8 protein-coding genes are annotated in these 17158 nt (G+C 46.9%); 6 read left to right on the plus strand and 2 right to left on the minus strand.

What is annotated here, in order from left to right:
- Positions 1–196: 196 nt before the first annotated feature.
- On the minus strand, positions 197–1261 hold the full coding sequence (locus tag ACESLK_RS26305) for a glycoside hydrolase family 88/105 protein (protein ID WP_373232767.1): 1065 nt from the start codon (positions 1259–1261) through the stop codon (positions 197–199).
- A 121-nt stretch (positions 1262–1382) separates the two neighbouring features.
- On the opposite strand from ACESLK_RS26305, the gene ACESLK_RS26310 reads away from it, so the two are divergent.
- Positions 1383–2354: a helix-turn-helix domain-containing protein gene (locus ACESLK_RS26310; protein WP_373232768.1), complete on the plus strand. Its 972-nt coding sequence runs from the start codon at positions 1383–1385 to the stop codon at positions 2352–2354.
- Between the two features lie 21 nt (positions 2355–2375).
- Here ACESLK_RS26310 and ACESLK_RS26315 read toward each other — a convergent pair whose 3' ends face one another.
- Positions 2376–3521: a family 8 glycosyl hydrolase gene (locus ACESLK_RS26315; RefSeq protein ID WP_373232769.1), complete on the minus strand. Its 1146-nt coding sequence runs from the start codon at positions 3519–3521 to the stop codon at positions 2376–2378.
- A gap of 184 nt (positions 3522–3705) precedes the next feature.
- Here ACESLK_RS26315 and ACESLK_RS26320 point away from each other — a divergent pair, with 184 nt between their 5' ends.
- The 5 genes from ACESLK_RS26320 (at position 3706) to ACESLK_RS26340 (ending at position 16711) form a co-directional block, all read left to right on the plus strand.
- Entirely contained in the window at positions 3706–4725 is a 1020-nt protein-coding gene (locus ACESLK_RS26320; RefSeq protein WP_373232770.1) for a Gfo/Idh/MocA family protein, read from the plus strand.
- Positions 4726–5144: 419 nt separating this feature from the next.
- Positions 5145–7391, plus strand: a complete 2247-nt coding sequence (locus ACESLK_RS26325; RefSeq protein WP_373232771.1) for a vWA domain-containing protein — start codon at positions 5145–5147, stop codon at positions 7389–7391.
- Positions 7392–7418: 27 nt separating this feature from the next.
- Positions 7419–10790, plus strand: coding sequence for a tubulin-like doman-containing protein (locus ACESLK_RS26330; RefSeq protein ID WP_373232772.1), 3372 nt, complete (start codon positions 7419–7421; stop codon positions 10788–10790).
- Positions 10791–10826: 36 nt separating this feature from the next.
- Positions 10827–13004 carry a hypothetical protein gene (locus ACESLK_RS26335; RefSeq protein WP_373232773.1) on the plus strand — a complete coding sequence of 726 codons (2178 nt, stop codon included), beginning with the start codon at positions 10827–10829 and terminating at the stop codon, positions 13002–13004.
- Positions 13001–16711 carry a hypothetical protein gene (locus ACESLK_RS26340; RefSeq protein WP_373232774.1) on the plus strand — a complete coding sequence of 1237 codons (3711 nt, stop codon included), beginning with the start codon at positions 13001–13003 and terminating at the stop codon, positions 16709–16711. The genes ACESLK_RS26335 and ACESLK_RS26340 overlap by 4 nt, the downstream gene beginning before the upstream one ends.
- The last annotated feature ends 447 nt before the right edge of the window (positions 16712–17158 follow it).

The following is a 17158-nucleotide window of genomic DNA, read 5'->3' on the forward strand; positions in this document are numbered from 1 at the left end:
GGCTCTCTCAGGTACCTACAGAGATTGAGCGATCCTTTATCAAGAAAGTGGGCACACGTTAAGAGAAACTCGTTAAGAGAAAATAGTAAATGGGTGCTGTAGCAGTACTTTCTACGACTATTGGTGCCCAGGTGCGCTGTTTGGATGCTGTAGCAGTAGTTTCTACGACTATTGGTGCCCGGGTGGACAATAGAATTTACATAGCCTGAATATCCAGCTCAGAGAGCAGCATCAGAACAAGCCCTTGCCCATAAAGCGTAGGATGGCAAGGAATTTCATTATAGGCTTCGATTGTAGGCATAACCGGCGTGCCGCCGGAAACACCTGTAACCTCTCCGCTTGGAAGTACCTTGGGAACAATCGCTTCCAAAGCCCGGAAGGCCGCATCTTGGCAAGAGAGATCTAACAAGCCAAGACGAACAGCCTTTAGGATGCCGCAGGCAATGCCGGCACTGCCCGAGGTTTCCGGATAGAAATCGGGTCTATCCATGACAGTAGACCACAGACCGTCAGCCCGTTGAAAGCGGATCAGCCCGAGCATCATGGCACGGTAGCGTTCTAATGCTTGCTCCGAAACGGCTGCGAGCCCCTCCAGCTCCTGTACAATCATTGGAGTTCCAACGGCAATCCAGGCATTCGCACGGGTCCATCGAGCAGCGGACATATGGTCCTGAGTGATGCAATTCCATCCGTGGAACAATACGCCGGTTTCTTTGTCTTCCAGCAGACTCAAATGGAGCTCTAACTGATTAACGGCTTCGACCGCGTAAGACGCTTCGCCAGTCAGGCGAGCAAGACGCGCTAAGAACAGCACAGCCATAAAAATGGTGTCAGCCCATACCTGCTCCGGAAAGCTGACATTTTCCGTGACGGTATGCTCGAAGGCTCCTTCTCGGGTCCGAGGGGCATCTGTAAGCATCCATTGTCCGATTTGCTCGGCTTTCTCCAAGAAGAGGGGATCCTGTGTGTGCTGGTAGAGCGCGGGAAAGATTGCAAAAGGAGCCATGGAATTGATGACTCTCGAGTGCTCCGATTTTTGTATGTTTTGGCGTGCCCACTTAATCAGATCATCCAGAACCTCTGTTTTGCGAGTATTTTCATAATAAGATAGAATTGAAATGACACCAACACCGGGAACCCAGTCCCAATGATGGAGGTCCATCCCCCAATTGCCCGAATGATCCAAGAGCATATAGTTATAAACCTGGTCTGCAGTTTGATTTATGGAGCCGTAAGAAATCGTATCTGGCATTTGATTCATTCCTCCATGAAAGTGTTAAAGGCATACCTTCAATATAATGTGAGGATTAGTAAGAAGCTTGTTGTATCGTCTTATTGACTTGGGATATTGTCCTTAACTTTAGTGGGAGGGGGAAGAAGCATTGGAGCTTACGCAAAGGTATGTGGCGCAGGATCAGTCTGACTTACCCGAACCCGTAGTGGATGAATGGACGAATGCGACTTTGTCGGATTTCCCAGTTCATTGCTCCTATCGGACAACGAGCTTATTTCAGCCTGCTTTTCATTCCCATAGAGGATTTGAGTTCTATTTGTGCGTTCAAGGAAAGGGCAATTTCATTGCCGGTGAACGGATCCATGCTTTAGGAGCCGGTACGTTTACGGTTGTCAAACCGATGGCATTACATTTATCAAGACCGAATAGGAGCGTACCGTTTCATCGTTATGTTCTGGCGGTCCAAAAAAACTATCTAGAAAATTTATATATAGAAGATAAAGCCTGCTCCTTCACGATCAGACAATGGCTTCCAGATCCGGACAATGATTCGATTCATGTTCAATTAAATGCCAGACAGCTGCTAAGTGTGCAGGAAACACTGACCCAGCTAGAATGGGAAATTACGAGGAAACAGCCTTGCTACCGTTTGATCACCAAAAGCCTGCTCCTCCAATTATTTGCCCAACTAGGTCGTTATCAATCTGAATCGGGAGATGATCACGGAGGTAACCATGAACAGAAACAGCTGGTCGAGAATATTCTCAGCTATATAATGGAGCATCATCATGAGCCTCTCAGCACGGACGATCTGTGCGGAAAGTTCCATTTATCACGTTCCACCTTGTTCAGGATATTTAAGCAGATTACGGGATTCTCAATTAATGAGTTCCTGGTCACTTATCGAATTAATATGGCAAAGGATTTCTTGCATGGAACGGAGCTGCCGATTACGGAAGTCGCAGCGGCTGTTGGTTTCCAGGATATTTCTCACTTCTGCCATACCTTTAAGCGTATGTCCGGTATGACTCCTAGCCGCTATCGATCTATACACCGTACCCAGCTTAACAGCGAGATGCCACCCATTCTGCATCAACAAAAAATGGGTCAGCAGAGGTGATTTCTGCCGACCCATTATGAATTATTTCCAAATCCGATAGTTCCCGCTGAGTGCGAGCAAGCTGAACATATATAAGCAATTATCATAATAGCGCCGTTCACCCGTACGCAGGGGTGTGTTCCAGAAATCGTCTACGAATTTCTTGGCGTTCGGACCTGTTGCTGCCAACGAAGCAGCGGCGTTCGTTGCGAGCAGTCCGACCGGATGGAGAGAATACTCCTCGAACGGTCTGCCGTCTACGGTATACCGGCGGTAGCCTTCCGGAGCGATGCCACTAAAGAAAGCTTGGATCCGATTGGATTGCTCGCAAGCCCATTCGTCTACTCTAAACCATTCATAGTCCACAGCAACATTCGCTGCCACACGGTACGAATCACTGAAGAAGTGCTGATAAGCTTCATGGGATTCGGTGCGCGGAGATCCATCGTAATTGGCGTATTCCGGCGCTAGTCCAGTGATCGGATGGCACGCCTTCTTCAAGTAAGCCCGACTCGCAACAGCGGCTTCCTCCCAGAAAGGCCTATCCTGTTTATCTGCCCAGAGCGCAAACAGCTCATAGAAATGCGGAAGATGATAGGAGGGATCGCTAAAAGGAGTTTCTGGAATAAATTTAATGAGCTTAGTCGACGGATCCCACATCGGATCGCCGATGCCGTTCTCGCCTTGATGAATACAAGCACGCAGGATCATTCGAGCCTGCTCACTGTAATCGTAAGGCGCAGGCCCGTCTCCCCAGCGATTGGAAGCGAAGAATAAGGCCAAAGCAAAGAATTCTTCGCCATCCGGAGCGGGCCCTTGAGAGATACGGCTACCGTCCGGCTTGCAATGCCAGGCGAAGTAATCTTTGTACTTCCCGGCTTGATGCTGCATGAATTGTTTGGCGAAGGTCCAGAGGCGGTCGAACTCCCGCTTTTTGTCCAATTGGACACATATCATCATGCCATAGGAGATTCCTTCAGTTCTCACATCCAGATTTCCTGTATCCAGTAAATAGCTCTTATCCTCGTCTAGAGAATGATAAATCCGCGTTTCCTCATCCCCATAGAACATTTCGTTCCAAGTCGATTCAAGCCTTTCCAGAACGTCCTTCTCGTTATATCCATATTCCGTAAAGACATTACGGTACTGACCGCTGTAGAAAGCGCCTTCTGTTCTGGTTGTACTCATTGTCCTATCCCGCCTTTATTGTCCTATTTAGGCGAGTATATCATGGTGGCAGGCGGGAGAATTATAGCTTAAACTTTAAAAAGTATAGAGATTTATCAGAACATTTTTGTAGCTGGCGCTACTTTCAAGTACAATGGAATCAACTTGTGCAAATCATCATCAGAATCCAAAGGGGATTATACGAATGAAAAAAATCAAAGTTGCTGTATTAGGCTGCGGTGCCATCGCACAACGCAGACATATTCCGGAGTATGCTGACAATCCTAACGTAGAGCTGGTCGCATATGCCGACCCGGTAATCGAGCGTGCGGAGGAAATGGCGAAAACTTACGGCGGGAAAAGCTATACCAGCTATGAAGAGCTGTTGAAGAACGAGAAGGTGGATGCAGTCAGCGTTTGTTCGCCTAACTACCTGCATGCTCCCATGACTATAGCTGCGGCTAACGCCGGGACTCATGTTCTAGTTGAGAAGCCAATGGCTTCCAGCGCGGAAGAAGGAGAGCAAATGATCGAGGCGGCCAGCCGGAACGGTGTCTACCTGATGGTCGGCCACAATCAACGTCTTATGCCTCCTCATGTTAAAGCAAGAGAACTTCTTGAATCCGGACAGCTTGGCAAGGTGTTGACCTTCCGTACTTCCTTTGGTCATCCGGGTCCGGAAAGTTGGAGCGTAGACGGACGTGCCAGCTGGTTTTTCCGGAAAGATGAAGCGATTATGGGCGCGATGGGAGACCTTGGTGTACATAAATCCGACTTTATCCGTTATTTGCTGAATGATGAAGTGACGGAAGTGGCGGGTTTTATCGGTACGATTCACAAAGAAGAAACCGATGTAGATGATAATGCGACATGTATCCTTCGTATGAAGAGCGGTGCGATCGGTACACTTATGGCTAGCTGGACGCATTATAAAGGCGGAGATAACAGCACGGTGCTCTGGTGTGAGAACGGTGTAATGAAAATCGGTACCGTTGATGGCGATGAAGTCATTGTAGAGTTAATTGATGGCACTTCGGAAACCTACAAGGTAGGAGCAATGGCTACCAACGAGAAACAGGTTCCGAGCGGAGTGATTGACAGCTTTATCGAATCCATCTTAACTGACACGCCTCCTGCCATTTCTGGTGAGGAAGGGTTGCGGTCGCTGAAAGTCATCTTAGCCGCGTTTGAATCCCAAGCAACAGGAAAAATCATTAAGCTATAAAAAAACAAAAACCAGTCCTAACACTATAATTTCGTGTTTTGACTGGTTTTTGCTTATTAAGCTTATTTACTTTGAACAAAAAGTTGAATTTCTTTTGAGTCCCTCACAACCCATGTACAAGCTGAGGGGCTGCTGCGAGGAGAACTCCTCCAACAAAGTACATAATTTTTTTTAGCATTTTCAGCCTTCTCCTTTGCAGCAGAGATAGTGGCGGTTTCTATTCCTAATATATGAACAATCAAAGTGGATGGTTAATGAATGTATCCGCTTATTTGCCGTTGCTCCCGATCATTATGTCGAAAAAAAGTTCAAATCCTCTGTCCGCTTTCGACAGACAATGTACGATAACCATGCCATATTGTAGGAAGTAAACGGCTATAAAGTATTTTTAGCACCAATTACATGTCTCGGGAGCGACTATGAAAAAAGTACTTTGTCTATTCATCTTGATCGCGGCCGTGGGTTTAAGTTTATTATCACCACCGTTTCGACAGGCATTGGCGAATGAGAAGCCGCTGATCAAGAACCGGGTCGTTGCTCTAGTCTATGATGATTCGGGAAGTATGAGATATACGGTGGATTCCGCATCAGGGCAGAGAATCGCCATTGACAACTGGAAATACGCGAATTATTCGCTGCAGAGCTTGGCGGGGTTGCTCGCGCCGGAGGATCGTCTATACGTGACTCGGATGACTCAGCCATCCCAGATGACAGAAATACCGCTTGCGGCGACTAAACGTCAACAGGCCATTCAAGAAATCAAAGAGTGGTCCGATGCTGGGATTACGCCATTCACTTCTGTCATAACCGGAATAAACGGGCTGAAGGAAATAGCAAAGAAAAATCCAGATTCGGAGTTCTGGTTAGTTGTGCTGACGGACGGTGTTTTTAATGAACTTGATCCTTTAGAGAAAAATGTGATGGACCCTGCGGAGTATATGAAGCAAGCCCATCAGCAGCTATTGAAATATAGGGAAGATATGAAAGGGAATGGTGCGACTACAAGAAGTGTGCTCGTCACGGTCGAGCAATATTTGAGTGACGCCAGTAAACAAACGATGAAAGAAATTAAGAGCTTGTGGAAGGACGCGCTGGATGCTGAAATTATTGAAAGTAACGGCCAGGAAAACATCATTGAAAAAATTAACCAGGCAGCCGCTTTAATAACCAACCGCGATCCGGAATCGGGACCTTTGCTGAGTCTTCAGCCGATTTTTACCGACAATCAAGTTCAATTCAGCTCGTTGTTTCCGATCAAAAGGTTAACTCTTCTGGAACAGGTCATACAGCATTCAGCCGGAATGACTATCCCTAATAACATGGGAAGGCTCACGATTAATCAAACGATTGACGGATTCTCCATAGAAGGACCCTATGAAATCATTTCTCCTTCCGACCCTTACAAGCGCAACCCGCCGATCGAAGGTCAGATCACGCATTATAAGGAGCCGTCGGCGGAGGGTGCGATGAGGGAAGGAGAATACCGGATTGAGCTTCAAGATGCAGCAGCCCGCAAAGAGCGTATTCAATTTCTGGTTGAGCCGGCGCTTGATTTCCAGCTTTCCGTACACAAACAAGAGTCGGATGGAACGCTGCATCAGCGGGAGAACGAGTTTTTTTTCGGAAGTCCAATGCTTGCCCAAGTGAAGCTGGTGAAAAGCAATGGCTCCAATGAAACGATCAAGCTGATCCCGGCTGCGAGAGATAAAGTGATAATTACGGCAACTTTGGATACACAGGAGCTAGAATTCACCTGGGATAATAGGCTTCAAGCTTTTACGGCCTCTTTTGAGCTGCCGGACAGCGAGTTAAACAAGCTAAAGGCGACGGTACATATTAAAGGATTTTTCAAAAAAGAACAGCAGCTCGAATTCCGGGGAGTCCCCCCTCGTCTATTCGGAATGGAATCGGGTCAGGTGGAATGGTCCAGTCGAGTCGATCAACTGGAGGAGGCGCTGCCCCTGCGCTTTTATCCGACGGTAGACGGCGCGCAGATCTCGGAACAAGAGCTCGCAGAAATTTTTCCATCGCTTAGGATCGATACCGGCGGTAAACGAATTCACTTTGACGTTAAGCATAGCGGCAGCGATATTCTGCTCTATCCAAGGAATAACTGGAACCAATGGTTCACCGATACCGGAGAAATTCCCATAAAGCTCACGATTAACGGCAAATACCTGGATGAGCGGGCAGAGGTTCAATATATCGCTTTCATTAAGGACATCCCTTGGTGGATGAAATATGGACCGGTGCTTCTAGCCTTTCTAATTGCTGTGATACTAGTATGGTGGCTGCTAGGGATGATAAGAAAACCTAGGTTTAAGAGGCATTCCTCCTTCATGACCGTTACAATCCGAAACCTCATTAACGGAAGGGTTAAGGGGGGCGGCTACGAATCAACGGAGGCGTTCAGGAGCAAGTGGTGGTCACGCTGGCTTATTCCCTATAAAGCGGAAACGTCATTAATTCATGATATTACCTTTAAGGCTGGATCCAAAGGGGATCACATCCTCCTTCCCAAAGAGGCTCAGATGCCGGAAATGAAGGTTTCCGATTCTCCTTTATCTGATTCGGCCGGCAGACGTGACATTCGGATCTATAGCAACGATGAGATAGTGGTCCGCAGCGCGCATTCTGAGGCACTCTATAAATTTTGCAAAAACTGATTGGCGCGAAAGGAGCTCGAAACGTTAATGACACACAACGTACCTACCATATTGATTGGATTAGGCGGTATCGGCGGACAGGTTGTAAATGACATTTACGGCCGAATTCCGGAAGGCAGCCGAAGCAGAGTAGCGATTCACGCATTGGACACGGATGTGAATAGCCTGCGCAAATTGGAGCATCTGAAGGACAATGTGACGCAAACAAGCACAACCCGTTCCGTTGGAGAATATTTAGCCTTGAATAATAGGCTTAAGTCTTGGTTTCCCGAGAATCCCCAGCTTAACCGCAAGACCATGACCGAAGGAGCTGGACAAATTCGTGCAGTGTCCAGGCTGGCTTTTCGCGCGGCGCTGGAAGAGGACAAGATCAAAGGGCTTTGGGAAAGCATTAATTCCATCTTTCCGGTCCAAAGGGATCGCACGATTCAAGGAGTTCGGGTGATCATCCTAAGCTCGCTCGCGGGAGGCACGGGATCAGGAATTTTCCTGCAAGTAGCGATGTACCTTCGCGAAATACTGGAGCGTCGTTTCGGCCAATCGAGCGTGCTCATTCGGGGTGCTTTCTTATTGCCTGATTTGTTCGTCCGTACGGGCATTCTGGATAACCGAGAGTGGGAATCCGTTCAATCTAACGGATATGCGAGCATGAAGGAGCTTAACGCGATAACGCTCAGCGCAGCAGGGAAGTGGAATCAGCGGGAGGAAGATGGCATCACCATCGAATTAGAGTATCGCCCGAACCAAGAGGATCTTGAAGGACGTGTCACTCATGCGGTTACTGAGAAGCAGCTGCCATTTGATTTCTGCTTCTTATACGACTACGAGAATCTGAAGGGGCAGCATTTGAACAGCTTTGACGACTATCTTGAGCTAGTGACTCGGACGATCTATTTGCAATTATTCAGCCCGATGTCTACGAAACACTTTTCACAGGAGGATAACCAAATTCTTGAGCTTATCTCCTCCGAAGGCAAAGGGAGATTCTGCGGTGCCGGCGTCGCTTCGCTTACGTATCCCTATAAAGATATTGTGGAGTATATTGCGCTGAGGCGTTCCGTCGAAGGCTTAAATGAGAGCTGGCTGCACCTTGATCGCTTATTCGAGGAAGAGCTGGACCGTTATGAGAACGATATGCGCCGAGGCGTGGCGAGAGATAAGCCGGACCGCGGCAATCGGTACATCTGGCATCTCGATAATATTTACAACGATGAGAAGCCGCAGCCGTTCTTTACGCAGGTTTATAGACAAGCTTATGAAGAGCTGGAGAAGGGTCAAATTGGCGATGCCAAAGCGGAGCAGTTCCTCAAGAAGGTGGAAGAGTATGTCTACCGGGTGCTGGAAGAAGACACGGAGCTTAGAACCTTGGAGGCAAACAGTCGCATTAATGAAGGCAAGCTCGGCATTAAAGAGCAGATCAAACAAGAAATCGGGCGTGTTGAAAGCCAACTGAACTATTACTTGGAGCAGATAAACAAAAAGGTGTACGAGTACAGAATGTTTGCAGTGCATCAGATTATGGAGCAGGATGCTCATTCGCTAAGCGGTGCGGAAGGCCAGGAATATCGCTTAAACACCTGGTTTCTGGTGAAGCCGGACCCGGTTCATCCGATTGCCGTTCGTTATATGTTATACAGAATCCGGGCCGATCTCCGTACGAAGATTCAAGCCCTGCGCACGCAGAATCAGGCCGCCAAGCAGCAAATAGACAAATATGCCGATACCTACAGTTTGAGCGATACGAATCGTACCGCAAACGCTCAGCAACGCGTAGATATGGCTCTGAAGCAGGGCTTCGTGTCAGGGCTTTATAGAAATCAATTGAAAGACTTCAAAGAAGAGTTCCAGGAGAAGGCGAATCGTCACCTAACGACGTTAAGAAAATACGAAAAGTCGATGCTGCTTGAGCTCGTGCTGATCTCTGTCTCACAGTCCATCGAGCAAATGTGCAAGGATTGGGAACGTTTCTTCGATAACCTGAAGGATACTCGGATGAACCTTTTGCATGAGCTGGGGCACATTGAAAGGAAGTATTCGCACACAGACGATACCCCGCACAATTATGTGCTGGCATCCGCGGATATGCTTCATACAACCTGGGAGGGTATTCGAAGGATTTTAGACAACGATGTGCTTCCCCAAGACGTTGCTGGACAGATCTATAAAGCGCATTATAACCAATTCTGCCGCAGGAATGATAATCGTCTTCCAGAGGAGATGCAGCAAGAGCTTAAGGTGGAGACGTTATACAGACAGCATGTTCTTTCTTACCTGAGAGAAGATGTAAGTTCCAGATGCAGCGACCGGCTCGACATTGATATCACAACCGCGTTAATACGCGAAGCGGCCATACTTCAGAGGGAAGAGATACCTTATTTGCAAATGCGCATTTTGGCATTGGAGGAGCTCTCCAGCCCCTTCATTCCGAGCATATCCAATAGCAGGGAGTTAAAGTTTTGGGGTACTCATCCTGATAGTTTAAAACAGCTGGCTATTGATCAACGACATGATCTGTTTGGAGAAAAAGCGATCCAAGATCCGGCGTTTTCGAGATACGAGCTTATTTGTTATCGCGCTCATTATGGGCTCAGCGTGCAGGACTTCGACAAGTTTTCTTCCGGAGATTGGGCTGACACGTATGTCCGTCCCGCAGGTGAGTATTATGCGTCGTACAGACGCAGAATCGACAGGTTGAACCGGAATGAGCCGATGGTTACCCCTCATCTGGATAGACGTTGGCACCTCCCGGCGAATATGCCGGATTTAAATCCAAAGCAAGCCGAGCTCGATAACAAGCGGAGCGGCCGCGCTCTTATTCTTGGCCTGATCCATCAGTGGCTTGTCATCGTGAATACGCATGGCAAACACCTCTACCAATACAACGACATCGCAAGTACACGCCTCATTTACAGAAACGGAAAGGAAATCGGGGGAGAAATTTTCTCCTTGCATCACGGTCTGCTTCATAATCCGATTATGTGCGGTGAAATATTAGATCGGGCGAGAGAAGCGCTGGCGCAGGACAAGAAGAAACATAACGCGGACATCCAAAGCCATCAATTCATTCAGAAGTGTTCAAATCTGATGCTTGTCACCAAACCGGAAATTACGAATATATTGGATGCTCTTTTCTTATATGAGATGGAGGATACGTCCCGACCTGACCTGCAGGAGAAAGCGAACCAGTTAAGGCTGTTGCTTCTCGAAGAGATTGAAGCTTATTTTATTGAGATTTACGGAGAACATCGGATTGTCCTTGCGAAGAGAGAAGTAGTAGAATTCATCGGCACGCTCTGGGAGAGCTCCAAGGTCCGACATATGGTCGAGCAAGACTCTTCCCAATATAACAACTGGCGAAACATTATCGATCGGAAGTTAGAAAAGATTAGGAGAGTATAAATTACATTCTTACCAAGAGAGAGAGGATGATTGAAGATGCGAACGGTCGTCGTGCATTTTGGAGAAACGCCGCAAGATTGGAGCCTTGTGGAACGTTTCTTTAACCTTGGCATTTCTTCCGGTTCGCTCATTTTCTTCCATCATCAGGCAAGCAGATTGTCTGCTTATCAAGAGCTGCTGGATAAAGTGTCGGAATACTTGTTTTACAAAATGGTAGATGAATGGCAGCTGGTATGGATGATAAACATCTCGCAGGAGAAAGATTTCAGGGAGCGGCTTAGCTTGCAGCTTGATCGATTTCAGCAGAGGTTTCTGGATAAGCTCCGAGTAAGAAGGATCTCACCCCTGAAGATATTTGTAATAGCTTTCGACGACGTTGATCGACATGCTGATGGAGCCCCGGCAGATCCTTTTCTTAAACAAGTATGGGAGCTTGATATTCAGGGGTGCCTGCCAGAGAAACCAAGTACAAATGGAAACCTGTTCTTTGAAGCGGAGTTTGTGTCTATCGATCGGGAATGGAGAGGTCCGCTGGATTTGAAGGAAGCTGGCCCCTTGGAGGCTCCGAAGCCGGAATTCGTGCATTTATTGGAGAGTCGGGTAAGCAGAATAAAGGAATGTTTGAGAGAGAACATACTGATTCCCAAAAGAAAGCTCCTTGATAAGTATTCGAAGGAAGAACCGTCCAACATTCCAACTGATATTTTGTTGGAAACCGACCTCAATGCTATCGAAAGGGAGTTTTACAACCGGGTGAATCAAATTCCGGTTGCTCCCTTATCACCTAAATTAGCGGAGTACAAGCCCTCTAACGATTTGAAGGAAGTCATCAAAGCTTTGATTGGCATAAAAGCGTCGATCATATCCTATGTTTTTATCCGTGTTCCTTATCCTCAAGACTTCCCGGCAAAGCGAATGAAGGTATTGCTAAAGGCGGCTTACGTCATTAATGCAATTTCTGTAAATTCACCTTCTTCGAGGCTTTGGCAGGAGGGTAATGCATATACAATCGATGTATCGTTTCGTGAAACGGATCTGGAGACTTTACTGAGCCGCTGGTTAACGAACCTGTATATTGGCAAGTCCAAAGTAGAAAATTCCCTGCAAAATAGAAGGCAAGAGCCAGCGCCGGAGTATGGAGAATGGACGTCGTTACCCTACGGACAAGCGACTTTGAAAGAGATCGATCTTCCACGTCTGCATTTCACATATAAGGACCGCTTACTCTTCGATCAGGAATTTCGCGATTTCGAACATACGGCTCGGGATTTCGTGAAGAAAAGGGAGCAACAGGTTGTTGCTTCTGCAAGGGAAGGGATACGTAAGCTCGATGTTCTGAAGAAATTACAGGAAGTGCCGTTGCATCTGGGGAAGGAAGAGCCCGAGGCAGCGCTGCGCTGTATCCATGCAGAAGCTGAAGAAATTAGAGAGCAGCTAGTGCGGCAAGTCCCCCATAAACCTTACTCCTTACCATCGTGGGACAACGATATGGGATCCGTTAAAAAAGACATAACCGACCTGTTGCGAAGTATCCCGCAAGCTCGTCAAATCGGTTGGTTGTCATTCATGATCACAACGATCATGCTAGCTCCCTACCTAATTAAATGGAATGAAGGTTCGGATGCTTCCGGGCACCTTTTTTCCCTCTCGAGTAGCTTCTATCCTGCTCTTGTAATTGTAATTCTCCTCGCTTGTATAGGTCTTTCAAGGATGAGAATCGGTAACGCGATCAAGAAACGGATACTGAATTCGCACTTGCGATTAGACGAGCTAATGATGGAGCAAACCGAAGCGCACAGGTATGACATCGAATATTTGAACAAGCTTTACAAGCTTCAGAAATTGACGGGGCGTGCAAATTACATTGAGAAATTCCATCAGTCCAAACTTCGGGAAACGATGCTGCTGCGCTACCATCAATCCGAAATACAAGAAGCTATTGATGCCGGTGAGCGTCTTGCCTTATTGCTTGGAATTCAGCTTCGGGGTGTTCGAGATCCAACAGAAAATACATACGATGAACAATCTTGGTTTGAACATGATTCGCTCAACCATCCCGTTTACAGTCCTCTTAGGAAGCAAAATGATACGGGACCACGAGGAGACGAGGTTACGGAGATGGTATTCGGTCCGTCCAAAGACACGATCCGCGATTCGCGGCTCTATCCTGCTTCCAGAATTCATTGCGAGCAAGATCGGGTGTTTCGGATATGAATGATTTTGAACGGATTTTCCTGGCGGGTATTCTCGCGGCGTATTTTTTTATTGCAGGTTGTCTCTATTTAGCTAATCACAACAAGAACAATCGCCATTTACAGTATTGGTCGCCTATCCTTGCGTTGGTTTTCGGTATTGTTGTCATGGCAGGGCACTCTTATATTTTTGAGAGCATGGACGTTTACCTGGCCAATCGATTCCCGGATTTGCGCAGATATCTCTTCGTATTTGTGAATTTAGGTTATCTGGCACTTTATGCGATCCTTAAAGCGGGTGTCATCCATGTTAGTCAAGCTCGTTTGCATGCTTCCGGTCATCGGAAAAACGAGGCTTCGAAGTCACTTGGGCTCTTCTACGAAGATCAGAATGGCATCCTCAGAGTGAAGGCTGAGTGGCGATTTGCCCAACAAGTACTTCGTTATAGTTCCCTTGTCTGCGGATTTTTACTTATGCTGTATTTGATTTGTAATATCGGAGGGGAATTAAGACCGTATACGGCTTATTTACCGGACTACTTAGCGTTTGTTTTTCTGATTTTTGCAGAGTGCGTATGGTTTCTGTCTGGAGGGAGCACTTCCGTTAAACCGAGTGTGCGACATATGGACACGAATTCCCAGCCCTCCGTTTCATTTGAAGCTCTTTACAATGAATATATGGAGCTCTGGCCTGATCAAATCCTGCAAGCTGGTATTATACATCATGCAAATGAAGTTATCGGGGAGCAAACAGAGCCGTCAACAATGCTTGATATTGTGCATGGTTTGTTACGGGGCGATCATTTGTTAGTTCGTGACGGGATGTTCTCCTCGATTAGCAAGGTGATATTTCCGGCTTTGTATCGACTGTTGCTTCAAAATAAAAAGCTGATTCTTATTGTTGAAACGGAAGATGAGCTGGAAGCTAGCCTTATCTGGTTTAATAGAGGGGTCGCAAAGGCGGGCGGACCAGCCTTTGCGTGGAGGGCTGCCTCCTTAGCCCAAGCCCTGCAAGGAAATATAGAAGCCAATCTGTTAGTTGTCCAAACCCACGATTTACATACCGATCACTTGATGGATTATATCGGAGCGGAGTATGTGCAGCAGCAGTCGGATATGGTGTTTATGGTCCTTGAAGGAGCTAAGCTATTCTCGAAGTATGGGAGCTTTCTTAAGCTGTTTGCTCTCCGGCTAAGTGATCTAGCTATGGCTGAGTCAATAAAACTCCCTCAATATGTGGTTTTCTCCGAGTGGGCGGAAGATCTAGAGGATGCCATGCAGAAAATATTTAATGTTGCACCTGCGAGCATCACCGTACTCCAGAGCAGAACTAAAACCTTCTATTATGCGGCGGCAGCACAAGAGAAGGGCATGCTGCAGCGGCGCATTATGCCTCGTATGGTGCATCGGGTATTGGATCCTGAAGGCGTACTGCTTATCCCTGCTCTGAAATGGAATATGGACAATGTTAAGCTCGTACATTTCGACAGTATGCCAGGCAAGGATAATTTGAATGAGCTTGCAGAAAACATCGGTCAAGCTGTTGCGGAATATAGCTTTCCGACTCATGCAATCGATCGTTTGCGAAAGGATATCGAACTTCATTCACGAGCGTGGACCGTCCCTGAGAGTGATCAAGCGGTGGTGATTTGCCGTGATGCAACGCGAAATCTGATTCACGCCCTGGGACAATGGTTGTCGTCAGGGAAGGAGAACGCTCTTGTCATCGTCGTTTCTCCGCCTTATCTCTTGAGAGACTATATGGCAGCTAATGCATCTTTTTTCATGCAGAATCACAGAAAAATCGCATCGATAGTACCCAAGCCCGCATTGAACAGAAAAACAGCTTTTCACGATATGATGGACCAACTGTCACGAACATGGTTAACCGCAGTGCAACTCCAAGAATACCTCCGTGTTGCAGGTATGGAGAACAGTTCAATTCGGGATGGCGTGTTTCGTTATGTTGAGCAGCAGGGCGGAGCGGGCAACCGACATGACATGCTGAAGACACGTTTTGTTAAGCAGTTTGTACGAACCGAAACCGGGGATACATACAAGGAAATCGTTCTTTATCGGTTAAATAGGGAACAAGCGGAGAAGCATAGTCAGCGCTCCTCAAATTATTTTGCGGTACAGCTTCAATCCGGACAGACGATCGCCCGCATTCTTAGTGATCATATTTATCAGAGCTACTTGCCCGGTCAAGCGGCGACTTTCAACGGCAGCTGGTATCGGATTGCGCGAATAGATCCTAAGCAGCAACGGGTGGAATTAGCAGTAGAGACACTTACGGGACAGCATCTATATAAGCAAAGCAGAACCTATGCTATTCGTAAGGACAGCGTGAGCCAACCGAACGGCAGTCCGATTCGACGAATGATCGAACGATTTGAAATCTCTTTGCGTCATGAGTTTCGCAGCTTTGAGGTCTACACGAACGGGTATTTTGATTTCGAGAATGAAATTAACCTGTACAGCGATAAAGTGATTTATGTCCCATTAGGCGAGGAGGATCAGGGTTACTGTCGATCCTATACGCAAGGCAATCTGCTTATTGTTACGATCAACTCTCTTGACGGAGAATTCGAACATGCGGATCGGCTTGCTTTCACGTTAAGTTATTTGCTGAATGAGTTGTTTGTTTCCTTGTATCCGCACAATCATGCGCATGTTGCCGTGTGTACCGCATTTTCTGAATCCTTCCACAATGGTCATGATCCTGCCTGTGATCGCTTGTGTAAATATGTACCTCGGATGAAATCCCATATAACGAATAAGAATAGCTCGGAAACTCTCCAACTATATGTATTTGAAGATAGTTCCCTAAGCCTTGGATTACTTGAAAGCATTGTACAGAATTGGGACCACCTGCTCGAAATTCTAGATGATTATTTATTTTGGGTATTAGAAGAAAATAGTTCGGCCGCAGAAAACAATCTATACATTCGTCATGGCAGCACCCTGCCGTATCAGCTTTTTTCCTTCGAGGAGCTTGCATCCTATATCCGAAGGTGGCTGCCTGAACCATCATTAAGAACATTGAGGACACAGTATTTGAAGAAAACTCTATACCATGGTCACAAGGAGAAGGCAGCTTTTCCATCAAATCGGCCAGCAAAGAGTCGTTTCACGCGAGCGGAAAAGGCCCAAGCAATGACGGAGAGTTCAGCTAAATCTTACGATGAGGTTGTTACGACAATAGAGGATCTTCAAGAAATCTATCGTGAGGTTCGTGCAGTCATGTCGGTCCGCTTGAAGCATACAGCTAGAGAAGGCTTGAAACTGTCCTTTGTACCGGCTCAAGCTCTGCATAGCTTGAGTGGAGTTCCGGTAGTCCCTGCGACCGAGCAGCCAATCCGTATGTGCGGGCAAACTGTTCGAGGGGATCAAGGATCCATGCACGTGTACATGGCGAATGCCACGACTAGAGTGGATGCAATTGCAACATTGGCACATGAACTGACTCATATCTGGCAATACGATCACCTGCAAATGGATGTCATCCCATCGGAGAAGCTGGAAGGTCACGCCATGTGGGTTGAAATAAGCGTGCTTGAGAGCCTAGGTTATTCGGAGGAAGCAGAGCGGATAAGAGAAGGGCTGTTGGACCGGAGCGATATTTATGGAAAAGGATTCAGGTTGCTCGTGGCTAAATTGGAGGAAGACGCAGCATTCTCTAATCCTTTTGTCTTCATGCTATCGGTGTATGGTCGGGTTGCGGTTTAATGGAGAAGCTGTGCCAAACGGTATCGAGATAACGATAAGTGCTGCCGACTAAAGGGTCGACAGCACTTACTTACGATTGGGAATGAACAGCTGTCTGTTCGATTTCACTGTGCTAGTGATTATATCATTCGCTAACCGCTTTTCCTGACGATTAATTAGGCGTGCCTATAATACATTAGAAGCACTCACGCCGCTGCGGGTTTCTGGAACTTTTTGTGGGTTGTCTTCTATCCTCGCCCATGGTAAATTGTATTTCCGGCATTTGATGCTAATGTTTCCTAGAGAAGACAAGCAGAAAGAATTGCAAGCCTCATACGAACTGGAAAAAATTGAGGGTTGTAATCAAGTCGGATACGCGATATGATGTAACTCCTGCTTCGGAAATGAAGCGGACAAGAAATAACGAATTGTTCTTTGAAAACTGAACATTGAGCGTAAGAAAATGAA

Source organism: Cohnella sp. (genome assembly GCF_041640265.1).
Classification (GTDB): Bacteria; Bacillota; Bacilli; order Paenibacillales; family Paenibacillaceae; genus Cohnella.